This window comes from Sphingomonas sp. (genome assembly GCF_042091075.1).
In the GTDB taxonomy this organism is placed as follows: domain Bacteria; phylum Pseudomonadota; class Alphaproteobacteria; order Sphingomonadales; family Sphingomonadaceae; genus Sphingomonas.
Window position 1 is genome coordinate 1 of record NZ_JBELIE010000105.1, and the last position, 11,837, is coordinate 11,837.

Annotated in this window: 12 protein-coding genes; 10 read left to right on the top strand and 2 right to left on the bottom strand. The window is 66.8% G+C overall.

The window, feature by feature from the left end; all coding sequences use genetic code 11:
• The first annotated feature begins 2 nt into the window (after positions 1-2).
• From ACFDSW_RS11095 to ACFDSW_RS11130, 8 genes are all read left to right on the top strand, one after another.
• Positions 3-1,193, top strand: a complete 1,191-nt coding sequence (locus ACFDSW_RS11095; protein ID WP_375250356.1) for an NADP-dependent isocitrate dehydrogenase — start codon at positions 3-5, stop codon at positions 1,191-1,193.
• Positions 1,194-1,277: 84 nt separating this feature from the next.
• A complete protein-coding gene (locus tag ACFDSW_RS11100) occupies positions 1,278-1,916 on the top strand; it encodes a phosphoribosylanthranilate isomerase (protein ID WP_375250357.1) in 639 nt (212 codons plus the stop codon).
• Entirely contained in the window at positions 1,913-3,142 is a 1,230-nt protein-coding gene (gene trpB / locus ACFDSW_RS11105; protein ID WP_375250358.1) for a tryptophan synthase subunit beta, read from the top strand. Before ACFDSW_RS11100 ends, trpB begins: the two co-directional genes overlap by 4 nt.
• Positions 3,139-3,969: a tryptophan synthase subunit alpha gene (gene trpA, locus ACFDSW_RS11110; protein ID WP_375250359.1), complete on the top strand. Its 831-nt coding sequence runs from the start codon at positions 3,139-3,141 to the stop codon at positions 3,967-3,969. Before trpB ends, trpA begins: the two co-directional genes overlap by 4 nt.
• The gene (accD, locus tag ACFDSW_RS11115) at positions 3,966-4,829 is read left to right on the top strand and encodes an acetyl-CoA carboxylase, carboxyltransferase subunit beta (RefSeq protein WP_375250360.1); all 864 of its coding nucleotides are present in this window, start codon (positions 3,966-3,968) and stop codon (positions 4,827-4,829) included. Before trpA ends, accD begins: the two co-directional genes overlap by 4 nt.
• Before the next feature lie 21 nt (positions 4,830-4,850).
• A complete protein-coding gene (locus ACFDSW_RS11120) occupies positions 4,851-6,170 on the top strand; it encodes a bifunctional folylpolyglutamate synthase/dihydrofolate synthase (RefSeq protein WP_375250361.1) in 1,320 nt (439 codons plus the stop codon).
• Between the two features lie 162 nt (positions 6,171-6,332).
• Positions 6,333-7,343: a hypothetical protein gene (locus ACFDSW_RS11125; protein ID WP_375250362.1), complete on the top strand. Its 1,011-nt coding sequence runs from the start codon at positions 6,333-6,335 to the stop codon at positions 7,341-7,343.
• An 84-nt stretch (positions 7,344-7,427) separates the two neighbouring features.
• Positions 7,428-7,862 carry a DUF6628 family protein gene (locus ACFDSW_RS11130; RefSeq protein WP_375250363.1) on the top strand — a complete coding sequence of 145 codons (435 nt, stop codon included), beginning with the start codon at positions 7,428-7,430 and terminating at the stop codon, positions 7,860-7,862.
• Positions 7,863-7,883: 21 nt separating this feature from the next.
• Here ACFDSW_RS11130 and ACFDSW_RS11135 read toward each other — a convergent pair whose 3' ends face one another.
• Positions 7,884-9,218, bottom strand: a complete 1,335-nt coding sequence (locus ACFDSW_RS11135; protein ID WP_375250367.1) for an MFS transporter — start codon at positions 9,216-9,218, stop codon at positions 7,884-7,886.
• A 68-nt stretch (positions 9,219-9,286) separates the two neighbouring features.
• On the opposite strand from ACFDSW_RS11135, the gene ACFDSW_RS11140 reads away from it, so the two are divergent.
• Complete coding sequence (locus ACFDSW_RS11140) at positions 9,287-10,426, top strand: aromatic ring-hydroxylating dioxygenase subunit alpha (RefSeq protein WP_375250364.1); 1,140 nt, start codon at positions 9,287-9,289, stop codon at positions 10,424-10,426.
• A 26-nt stretch (positions 10,427-10,452) separates the two neighbouring features.
• Here the strand turns inward: ACFDSW_RS11140 and ACFDSW_RS11145 are convergent, their stop codons facing one another.
• Complete coding sequence (locus tag ACFDSW_RS11145; protein ID WP_375250365.1) at positions 10,453-10,881, bottom strand: response regulator; 429 nt, start codon at positions 10,879-10,881, stop codon at positions 10,453-10,455.
• Between the two features lie 97 nt (positions 10,882-10,978).
• On the opposite strand from ACFDSW_RS11145, the gene ACFDSW_RS11150 reads away from it, so the two are divergent.
• A partial coding sequence (locus ACFDSW_RS11150) for a pseudouridine synthase (protein ID WP_375250366.1) occupies positions 10,979-11,837 on the top strand: 859 nt, incomplete at its 3' end.

The window sequence follows — 11,837 nt, forward strand, 5'->3', positions numbered from 1 at the left end:
TCGTGGAGATTGACGGTGACGAGATGACCCGGATCATCTGGGAATGGATCCGCGAGCGCCTGATCAAGTCCTATCTCGACATCGACCTCGATTATTACGACCTCGGCATGGAGCATCGGGACGCCACCGACGATCAGGTGACGGTCGACAGCGCCAAGGCGATCCAGAAGTATGGCGTCGGCGTGAAGTGCGCCACGATCACCCCGGACGAGGCGCGCGTCGAGGAGTTCAAGCTCAAGAAAATGTGGAAGTCGCCGAACGGCACGATCCGCAACATCCTGGGCGGTGTCGTGTTCCGCGAGCCGATCGTGATCCGCAACGTGCCCCGTCTGATCCCCGGCTGGACCCACCCGATCGTGGTCGGCCGCCACGCCTTCGGCGATCAGTACAAGGCGACCGACTTCAAGGTGCCGGGTGCCGGCCGCCTGACGATGAAGTGGCAGGGCGAGAACGGCGACACGATCGAGGAGGAGGTGTTCAACTTCCCCGGCGCCGGTGTCGCGATGGGCATGTACAATCTCGACGAGTCGATCCGCGATTTCGCGCGGGCGTCGATGAACTATGGCCTTGGGCGCAACTGGCCGGTCTATCTGTCGACCAAGAACACGATCCTGAAGGCCTATGACGGTCGCTTCAAGGATATCTTCGCCGAAGTCTTCGAGGCCGAATTCAAGGATCAGTTCCAGGCCGCCGGCATCGTCTACGAACACCGCCTGATCGACGACATGGTCGCCAGCGCGCTGAAGTGGAACGGCGAGTTCGTCTGGGCCTGCAAGAATTACGACGGTGACGTGCAGTCGGATCAGGTGGCGCAGGGCTTCGGCTCGCTGGGCCTGATGACCTCGGTGTTGATGTCCCCGGATGGCAAGACGATCGAGGCGGAGGCGGCGCACGGCACCGTGACCCGCCACTATCGCCAGCACCAGCAGGGCAAGGCGACGTCGACCAACCCGATCGCGTCGATCTTCGCCTGGACCGGTGGCCTGAAATATCGTGGCAAGTTCGACGGCACACCGGACGTGACCCGCTTCGCCGAGACGCTGGAGCAGGTCTGCATCGAAACGGTCGAAAAGGGAGACATGACCAAGGATCTCGCGATCCTGATCGGGCCCGACCAGAAGTGGATGACGACCGAGCAATTCTTCGAGGCGGTGCGCGTCAACCTCGAGAACAAGATGGCGAACTGGGCGTAACGCCCCGCTGGCGTGGGGTGGTGCCGGAAGGCTTCCGGCGCCACCCGGTTTGTGGTTCCACCACCACGTCCCTATAGAAGCCCGATGCCCGTCACCGCCAAGATCTGCGGCCTGTCCGATGCCGCGACGCTCGATGCCGCCGTGGCCGGTGGGGCGAGCCATATCGGGTTCGTCTTCTTTCCCCCCTCACCGCGCTGCGTCGGCTTCGATCAGGTGGCGGCCCTCGCGGCACGCATGCCCGACGATGTCCGCCGGGTCGGCGTGTTCGTCGATCCTATCGACGAGTGGCTCGATACCGCGATCGCCGCCGGGCGCCTTGACGTGATCCAGGTACACAAGACCGCACCGGCCCGTATCACGGCGCTGCGCGAGCGGTATCGTATCGACATCTGGGCGGCGATCGCGGTGAAGACACGCGCCGATCTCGCCACCGCGTCCGCTTATGCCGGGGCGGCCGATCGCATCCTGTATGACGCCAAGACGCCCGAGGGCGCCGCGCTTCCCGGCGGAATGGGGGTTCGCTTCGACTGGCGGCTGCTCGACGGTTTTCGGCACCCGCTGCCCTGGGCGCTGTCCGGCGGTCTTGATGCCGCCAACGTCGCGGAGGCCGTCGCGCGCACCGGGGCGACGCTGGTGGATGCATCCTCCGGCATCGAACGCGCGCCGGGCGTCAAGGACGTGGACAAGATCGCCACCTTCCTGCAACGGGTCGCCGCACTATGAACGTTCCCAACTCCTTCCGCGCCCAGCCCGATGAGCGCGGCCATTTCGGTGACTATGGCGGCCGCTATGTCGCCGAGACGCTGATGCCGCTGATTCTCGATCTGGAGCGTGAGTATCGCGCCGCAAAGGAGGATCCCGCCTTCGCCCGGCAATTCGAGGAGCTGTTGCGCGATTATGCCGGCCGCCCGTCGCCGCTCTATTTCGCCGAGCGGCTGACCGATGCACTGCGCGACGGTGCACCCGCCGGCAAGGGCGCGCAGATCTGGTTCAAGCGTGACGAGCTGAACCATACCGGCTCGCACAAGATCAACAACACGATCGGCCAGATCCTGCTCGCGATCCGCATGGGCAAGACGCGCATCATCGCCGAAACCGGTGCGGGATCGCACGGTGTCGCGACCGCGACGGTGTGCGCGCGCTTCGATCTGCCCTGCGTGATCTACATGGGCGCAAAGGATATCGAGCGGCAGCAACCGAACGTCTTCCGCATGAAGTTGCTGGGCGCGGAAGTGCGACCGGTGACGTCCGGCGCGCAGACGCTGAAGGACGCGATGAACGAGGGGCTGCGTGACTGGGTCGCGAACGTGGCCGATACCTTCTACCTGATCGGCACCGCCGCCGGGCCACATCCCTATCCCGAAATGGTGCGCGACTTTCAGAGCGTGATCGGACGCGAGGCGCGGGCGCAAATGCTTGACCGTATCGGCCGCCTGCCCGACCTGCTGGTCGCGGCGATCGGGGGCGGCTCGAACGCGATCGGTCTCTTCCATCCATTCCTCGACGATCCATCGGTGCGCATGCTCGGGGTCGAGGCGGCGGGCGAAGGGCTGAACAAGAAGCACGCCGCCAGCCTGTCGGGCGGGTCGCCCGGGGTGCTGCACGGCAACAAAACCTATCTGCTGCAAGACGATGACGGACAGATCGCGGAGGCGCACTCGATCTCCGCCGGGCTCGATTATCCGGGCATCGGGCCGGAGCACGTCTGGCTGAAGGAACAGGGCCGCGTCGACTATACCTCGGCGACCGATCGCGAGGCGCTCGATGCCTTCCAGCTGCTCGCGCGGACCGAGGGTATCCTGCCCGCGCTGGAGCCGAGCCACGGCCTGGCCGCCGCCGCCCGGGTGGCGCGCACGATGGATCGCGACGCGATCATCCTCGCCAATTTGTGCGGACGCGGCGACAAGGACATGACGACCGTCGCCGACGCGCTGGGGGTGGCGATATGACCGCAGGCCTTGCGGAGGGTGTCGGCCGGACACGCCTCGCCGCCGCTTTCGCCAAGGGCCGCCCCGCGTTGGTGTGTTTCATCACCGCCGGCGATCCCGATGTGACGGCCACCCCGGCGATCCTCGACGCGCTTGTTGCCGGGGGCGCCGACGTGATCGAGCTGGGCATGCCGTTCACCGACCCGATGGCGGACGGCCCCGCGATCCAGGCGGCGAACATCCGCAGCCTGTCCGCCGGCACGACGACCCCGGATATCCTGCGCATCGCCGCCGACTTCCGCGCGCGCCACCCCGATGTACCCTTGGTGCTGATGGGTTATGCCAATCCGATGCTGCGACGCGGGGCGGCATGGTTCGCGCAGGAGGCCGGTCGCGCCGGGGTGGACGGAATCATCTGTGTCGATATCCCGCCCGAAGAGGACGACGCACTGGGGCCGGCACTCCGCGAGGCGGGCATCGATCCCATCCGGCTGGCGACGCCGACCACCGATGCCGCCCGCCTGGGCGAGGTGCTGTCGAAGGCGAGCGGCTTCATCTATTATGTCTCGGTCGCGGGCATCACCGGCAAGCAGCAGGCGATGCAATCCTCGATCGAGGAAGCGGTCGCCCGGCTGAAAGCGGCGACCGAGCTGCCGATCGCGGTGGGCTTCGGCGTCCGCACGCCCGAACAGGCGCGCGGCATCGGGGCGGTCGCCGATGGCGTGGTCGTAGGCTCCGCGATCGTGGAGATCGTCGCGCGCCACGGTGCCGCCGCCGCCGCGCCGGTCACCGCTTATGTCCAGTCCCTGTCGGCGGCGCTCGCCGATGCACGAAAGCAACCCGCATGAGTTGGCTCAGCAACGTCCGCAACGCGCTGTCCGGGATCGTCCCCGGTGCCAAGGCCCAGACCCCCGACAATCTGTGGCACAAGTGCAAGGGTTGCGGGACGATGGTGTTCACCAAGGAGCTGGAGGAGAACCTCCACGTCTGCCCGACGTGCGACCATCATGAGCGGATCGGCCCGAAGGAGCGCTTTGCCTATCTCTTCGATCCCGGCAGTGCGGAGGTGCTGTCACCGCCGCGCGCCACCGAGGATCCGCTGAAATTCCGCGATTCGAAGCGTTACGCCGATCGGCTGAAGGCAGCCCGGACCAGCACCGGCGAGCAGGATGCGTTCGTCAACGCGCGCGGCACGATCGACGGGCAACGTGTCGTCATCGGGGTGCAGGACTTCGCCTTCATGGGCGGCTCGATGGGCCAGGCGGTGGGCGAGGCGTTCATCCAGGGCGTGGAGACCGCGATCCGCGACAAGGCCCCGTTCGTGGTCTTCACCGCATCGGGCGGTGCGCGGATGCAGGAAGGCATTCTCAGCCTGATGCAGATGCCGCGCAGCACCGTCGCGATCCAGATGCTGCACGACGCCGGCCTGCCTTATATCGTGGTGCTGACGGACCCCACGTCCGGCGGCGTGATGGCGGCCTATGCGATGCTGGGCGATGTGCAGATCGCCGAACCCAAGGCGACGCTGGCCTTTACCGGGCGGCGGGTGATCGAGAACACGATCCGCGAAAAACTGCCCGAGGATTTCCAGACCAGCGAATATTATCTGGAGCATGGCATGATCGACATGGTCGTGCATCGCCGCGATCTGCGCGCACGCCTGGCGACGGTGATCGGCTATCTGTGCGGCGAGCGGAAGGCGGCCTGACGCGCGACGAAAGGCGCCACGGTGCCGGATCACGCCACTTCCTCTCATCGCGGGGTACAAGCGCAGCTTGACCGCCTTTGGTCGCTCTCGCCCGGCGCGGATGTCCTGGGGCTCGACCGGATCACCCGGCTGCTCGCGCGGCTGGGCGATCCGCACCTTCGGCTGCCGCCGGTGTTTCATGTCGCCGGCACGAATGGCAAGGGCTCGACCTGCGCCTATCTGCGCGCGGTGCTGGAGGCGGCGGGCTATCGCGTCCACGGCTATACCAGCCCGCATCTGGTGCGCTTCAACGAACGTATCCGCCTGGCCGGACGGTTGATCGATGACGAGGCACTGGCGACGGTACTGAGCGAGGTGCTGGATCGCGGGGGCGATATCGGCGCGAGCTTCTTCGAAGTCACCACCGCCGCCGCGTTTCTCGCCTTCGCGCAGGTGCCGGCCGATGCCTGTGTGATCGAGGTCGGCCTGGGCGGACGGCTGGATGCCACCAATGTCGTGCGCGATCCGGTCGCCGGCGGGATCGCGGCGCTGGGGATCGATCACCAGTCGTTCCTGGGCGATACGATCGAGCAGATCGCGGCCGAAAAGGCCGGCATCGCCAAACCCGGCATGCCGCTGCTGACGATGCGATATACGCCACCCGTCCGGGAGGTGGTGGCCTCGGTCGCGCATGCCGCCGGCGCGACGTGGATCGAATCGGGGCGCGACTGGCGCTTCGCGGTGGACGGCGACGCGATCCGCTACAGCGATGCCGCCGGAGACCTGCGTCTTCCCTTCCCCGCCCTGCCCGGCGCGCATCAGGCGGACAATTACGCCCTGGCGGTCGCGATGCTGCGCCATCAGCGGACGATGGCGATATCCCACGACGCACTGGGCCTCGCGGCGCATCGCGCGCGTTGGCCGGCACGGCTCCAGCGGCTCGGACAAGGCCCGTTGGTGACGCCGCTCGGCGGGGTGCCGGTCTGGCTCGATGGCGGGCACAACGCCTCTGCCGGCGCGGCGATCGGCGCGGCGTTGGGCGGCCTCATCGATGAGAGACCGCGCCCGCTGACCGTCGTGCTCGGGATGCTGGCGAACAAGGATCCCGCGGGGTTTCTGACACCTTTCTCCGATCGGATCGGGCGGCTGATCGCGCTGCCGGTGCCCGGGCATGCGCATCACGCGCCGGAGGCACTCGCCGCGCTGGCGCGATCGCTCGGCATACCGGAAGCCGTCACGGCGACCGATATCCGTGCGGCGATGGCGATGAGCGCCTCCCGTGGCCCGCAGGCGGTGCTGATCGCGGGTTCGCTTTATTTGGCGGGCGACACGCTGGCCGCGAACGACGAACTGCCCGACTGACCCTTGCCAGCGCCGGGGAAGCCTCGGGCGGCCCTGCTAAACTGGCAGACGTTCCGGGAACTGGCGCCGCTGGCCATCTTCCATCTGGCGGGCCTATAAGCGACACTGACGCCGCGCATGACCGCGACCGGTCCTTCACGCCGGCGAGCGGAGGGTGGCATGGTGGCGCGGATCGACAAGCGGGTTGATCGTCGGCGGATCGCGGCGACTGTCGTACCCGTCATCATCGTTTCACTGGCCGGGGTCGCGGTACGAACCCCGCTGGCATCGGCCTACCCGCTTGCTGCGCTGTTGCTGTTCCTCTGGATCGTCGCCGACACGCTGACGCTTGCGCTGGTCGCGCGGTCGTCAGGCCGCCCGGAACGAAGTGCCGTTCTGGGTGCGCTGGCCGGAGCGAGCGTGACGGTCTGGCTGGGATCGCCAGCGGCGATACGAAGCGCCCTTCGGGAAACGCCGATCGTCGCGCTGATGATGGGGGCCGCCGTTCTGGGCCATGTCGCCTGGGCCACGGTAAGGGCAAGACGCGCGTTGACCGGCCGTGGCGAGGATCGTCGAGCGCAGTGGGTGTCCGCCGCATCGGCGTTCCTTCCGCCCGCGCTGGTCCGGCTGGCTGTCGCAGAGCTTACCGTGATCCATATGGCCGTGTTCCGCTGGGGAGGGCCGGCCGATGTGCCGACGAACGCCCGCGCATTCGCCTACCATCGACATCTTACGCCAATGTGCGTCACGCTGCTGATCCTGTCCGGGATAGAGATGACGGTCTACCATCTGCTGCTGGGACATTGGAGCCGCACCGCAGCCATCGCCATGTTCATCCTCAGCGATGTGGGGTTCGTGTATCTGCTTGGCCTGATCAAGTCGTTTCGGTTCAGGCCGGTGTTGCTGATGCCTGATGGCATCCGCGTTCGGGCGGGCTTTCTGATCGACGAATTCATTCCCATCGACGCGATCTCGACGATCGACGGGGATTTCGGCGGCGAAGAGGTGCGCGACCCGGCTACCCTCAACGCGGCGCTGCTCGCCTGGCCCAACATCATGGTGCGTTTGAACCGTCCGCTGCATCGCCGCTCGCTTCTCGGCAAACGCACCCCGGCCGTTCGCGTCGCCTTTCGCCTGGACGATCCCGCATCGTTCACCCGGTTGCTTCTCTGGCGACTGGGCCAGCGATCCTAGCCCCGGAGCCATCGCTATTTCTGCGATTGACTTGCAATAGCGAAGCAACGATCCTCCTGTTGACCACGAGGAGTCGATCGTTCCATGACCCACCCCGCCACTCACACCACCCACAACGCCCTGCCGTACACGCTGCCCGATTGTCAGAACGCGCGCGTCCTGCTGTTCGCGATCCGGCGGATGGGTGCGCATGGATTGACGGACGCGCGGGCGGCGCATGTGATGTTCACCGCCTTCGGAGAGGCGTTCCGCCGCCCGCTGACGCTGTTACGCGGCCTGATGGCGGATATGGCGGCGCACGCGGTGCAGCCGATCGCGATCGCACCATGCTGCTGCCCCCGCATGACCCCGTCGGAGCGCAGCTTGTTGGAGATCATTGCCCGCGTCGAGACTCGCGGTGACAGCGCGCATTTCCTGATGAGGGATCTGCTCGGTCAGCGCCATGTCGAAGGCGTGCTGGCGACCGCGGCTGCGGTCGCCGCCGCCTTCGCCGACGAGGGACGACCGGTCACCGCCTGACGCGCTTCGTCATCCCCGGGCCTAGGGCGATACGCCGTCGCGCGCGTCGCCCGGCCCCTCGGTGCCCGCCGTTCCGACCGAGCGATCGACCAGCCCGGACCGGCTCATCCACCAGAACAGCAGGACCCCCGGCAGGGCGATCACCGTCGTCAGGATGTAGAAATTGACGAAGCCGACCGACTCCACCAGCGCACCCGCGGTCGCGCCGGTCAGGATCCGCCCCACGACGCTCGCTGCGGCGGAGATCAGCGCATATTGCGCCGCCGTGAAGCGCAGATCGCACAGAGCGGAGAAATAGGCGACGATCGTCACCCCGCCGATGCCCGAGGCGATATTCTCGAACAGCATCGCGGCCGCCAGGCCGCTGTTGGAGTGGCCCGCGGCGGCCAGCAGGGCGAACGCCGCGTTCGACGCCGCCATCAGGATAAGGCTGAGCAGCACCGACTTTTTCAGGCCCAACCGCGCATAAAGAGCCCCGCCGATGAAAATACCGATCAGGAACGCCCAGAATCCGATGCCGACATCGTAGAGCGCGATCTCGTCATTGCTGTACTTCATGTCGTCGAGCAGCAGCCGCAGCACGAGCTGCCCCAGGGTGTCGCCAATCTTGTGGATCAGGATGAACAGCAGGATCACCGACGCGCCGGGGCGTTGAAAGAATTCGACGAACGGCCGCCAGATCACCGCGACCGCCTCCCCGATACGCCGCCGCTCGCCCGGTTCGCGATAACGGCGCGGCTCGCCCAGCGTCAGCCCGGCGAGGATCGCTGGCAGCGCGAGCAACGCGCAGGCGAGGTACGCCCAGGTCCAGCCGTGCCGCGCCGCCACGATCAACGCGAGCGCCCCCGCCCCCGCTGACCCGATCCGCCAGCCATATTGGCTCATCCCCGATCCGACGCCAAGCTGCCGTGGTTCGAGTATCTCGATGCGATAGGCATCGATGACGATATCGAACGTCGATCCCGCCACCCCGACGAGGATCGCGGCGGTCGCGGTCGCGGCGATGCTGGCGGTCGGGTCCACCAGCGCCAGGTTGGTGACCGCCGCCATCACCAGCACACCAGTGAACAACAGCCACGACACGCGCTGCCCCAGCCGGCCGATTACCGGCAGCCGCACGCCGTCGACCATCCACGCCCACAGAAATTTCAGATTGTAGACCAGGAAGGCGAGGCTGAACGCGGTGACCGTCTTCTTGTCGATGCCGCTCTGCGCGAGCCGCGTCGTCAGCGTCGCTGCGATCATCGAATAGGGAAAACCCGACGAGATACCCAGCGCGAAGGCCGCCAGCGGGCCGCGTTCGACATAAGGGCGCACGCCGTCCCACCACGTCCGGCTCGACACGCCCGATTCCATCACCGCCAACCACTTGCTCCCGCCAGATGAACCGGCGACACTATCGACAAAAGACGGAGAGGAAAGCCATGAACTCACCGGAAGGCTCGCTGGCGCCGACCGACGGTCAGCTCGCATTGGCACGTTTGCTGGCGGAGGGCGGACGTCGCCGCGACGTCGGCGTGACGCATGTCGATGCCGCCGCCTATACCGATCCGGCGCGGCATCGCGCGGAACAGGAACGGATCTTCACCCGCGTACCGCTGGTCATCGCGCCATCGGCGCTACTGCCCGAGCCCAATATGGCGGTTCCCCATGATGGCTTTGGCAAGCCGCTGCTGATCACCCGCGACAAGGCGGGGGACGCGCATGTTTTCCTCAACGTCTGCAAACATCGCGGCACGCGCCTGGTGGAAGGTGCCGAGCAGGTTTGCGCGCCCCGGTTGGTCTGCCCCTATCATGCATGGAGCTATGCGCTCGATGGCCGGCTGATCGGCCTGCCGCGACGCGACGCCTTCCCCGATCTCGACACCGCGGAATTCGCGCTGACCCGCTTGCCAACCCGCGAGGCGGGCGGGCTGATCTGGTTCAGCTTCGACGAGCGGGCGGATTTCGCGGAAGCGGATGCGCTGGGGCTGGATTTCGACGCATTCGGCCTCGGCCATATGCATCTGTTCAAGCGCAAGACGCATCGGGTGGAGGCCAATTGGAAGCTCATCATGGACGCTTTCCTCGAAAGCTATCACGTCCTGCGGCTTCATGCCGGAACGATCGGCCCCTTCTTCAAGGACGGTGTCGCGAGCGCGGATACGATCGGCCCGCATCAGCGCTCGGCGGTCGGCCGTGACGTTGATGACGCCGCGGTGCGGGCGGCCGACTGGCCCACGCTGCGATCGGCGATCACCTACACCTATCAGATGTTCCCGGGCACGGTGTTGATTGTCAGCCCGGATTACGTGAACCTGATGGTGATGATGCCGCAAGCGCATGACCGCGTGCTGGTGGAGGATTTCATGCTGATCCCCGAACCGCCCGTGACCGAAAAGGCGCAGCGTCACTGGGAAAAGAGCTGGAACCTGCTCGATGGCGGGGTCTTCGCCGGCGAGGATTTTCGCGCGGCCGCCTTGGGGCAGCAGGGGCTGTCTTCAGGGGCGATGGAGCGAGTCACGCTGGGGACGCTCGAAGCCGGCATCCGTCAGTTCCACGACCAGGTCGAGGCGCGGCTGTAGCCGGTCGCCACGATCGGTGCGCGACCTCACTTGGTCGCGAACAGACGAAATCCGTTGGGGACACGCCGGGGCGGTTTGCCTTCGATCGTCTGCTCCACCGCGATGATCGCGTTGAGCAGGTCACGCTGCGCATAGGGCTTGGCGAGACATCCGATCGCCAGCGCCTGCGCCTCCGGTGGGCAGGCACTCGTCACGAACAACACCGGAATCTTGCGCTCTCCCGCCGCGCGCGCGACGTCCGTTCCGTCGCCGTCGGCGAGGTTGACGTCGACCAGGATCAGGTCGATCGCCTCGCCGTTGCGGATCACCGCCGCCGCGTCCGCGACGCGATCGACCGTCGCCACGACGCTATAGCCCTGGTCCTTCAGCAGATGTTCGGTATCGAACGCCACCAGCGGTTCGTCCTCGACCACCAGTAACCGCTCAATCAGCCGCTGCTTCCGCCCGAACATCATAGGTGTTTGACTCTCGTTTCGGCATGATAACGCCCTGCGCGCGGTTCGGTCGCAAATATTTCCTCACCTGCGCTGCATCATCGGCTAAACGGCCGCGATGGCCGAAGAACGCCCCACGTCCGACAATCGTCCGAACCATCGTGTCGCCAAATTGCTCGCGCGTGCCGGGGTCGCCTCCCGGCGCGAGATCGAGCGCATGATCGCGGAGGGGCGTGTCGCCCGCGACGGGGTCGCGATCGAGACCCCGGCGACGTTGCTCGCCTCGCTCGCCGGAGTGACGGTGGACGGCCAGCCGATCGACGCGCCCGGCGCCGCGCGGCTGTTCCTGTTTCACAAGCCGAGCGGCGTGCTGACCACCGAACGTGATCCCGCGGGCCGCGCGACGATCTACGATCGTCTGCCGCGCGACCTGCCGCGCCTGATGCCGGTCGGGCGACTGGACGTGAATACCGAGGGCCTGTTGCTGATGACGACCGATGGGGAGTTCAAGCGCCAGCTCGAACTGCCCTCGACCGGCGTGGAACGCACCTATCGCGCGCGCGCCTATGGCAATGTGTCGCAGCCGCAGCTCGAAGAGCTGATCCACGGCATCGAGATCGATGGCATCCGCTACGGCCCGATCGATGCCAATCTGGAACGGCGTACCGGCGCCAATATGTGGATCGAAATGACCCTGCGCGAAGGCAAGAACCGGGAGGTACGCCGCGTGCTGGAGTATCTGGGGCTCCAGGTCAGCCGCCTGATCCGCGTCCGCTACGGCCCGTTCATCCTCGGCGATCTGCCGGTCGGCGGGATCGGTGAGGTCCGCGATGCCGATATCGGTGCCTTTCGCCAGACGCTGAAAAACGCGCCCGCGCATCGACCACCGACCGCGGACATCGCTGTCGGGCGCACGACCGCCGCGCGGCCCCGCCCCGCTCGCCCGGCCACCGCGCCGTCATTTTCCGGGCGAGCGG

Excerpts from the sequence above, each read along its gene's own strand:
- ACFDSW_RS11100 (WP_375250357.1), top strand. The coding sequence starts at position 1,278 with ATGCCCGTCACCGCCAAGATCTGCGGCCTGTCCGATGCCGCGACGCTC.
- trpB (WP_375250358.1), top strand. The coding sequence starts at position 1,913 with ATGAACGTTCCCAACTCCTTCCGCGCCCAGCCCGATGAGCGCGGCCAT.
- trpA (WP_375250359.1), top strand. The coding sequence starts at position 3,139 with ATGACCGCAGGCCTTGCGGAGGGTGTCGGCCGGACACGCCTCGCCGCC.
- accD (WP_375250360.1), top strand. The coding sequence starts at position 3,966 with ATGAGTTGGCTCAGCAACGTCCGCAACGCGCTGTCCGGGATCGTCCCC.
- ACFDSW_RS11130 (WP_375250363.1), top strand. The coding sequence starts at position 7,428 with ATGACCCACCCCGCCACTCACACCACCCACAACGCCCTGCCGTACACG.
- ACFDSW_RS11135 (WP_375250367.1), bottom strand. The coding sequence starts at position 9,218 with ATGGAATCGGGCGTGTCGAGCCGGACGTGGTGGGACGGCGTGCGCCCT.
- ACFDSW_RS11140 (WP_375250364.1), top strand. The coding sequence starts at position 9,287 with ATGAACTCACCGGAAGGCTCGCTGGCGCCGACCGACGGTCAGCTCGCA.
- ACFDSW_RS11145 (WP_375250365.1), bottom strand. The coding sequence starts at position 10,881 with ATGATGTTCGGGCGGAAGCAGCGGCTGATTGAGCGGTTACTGGTGGTC.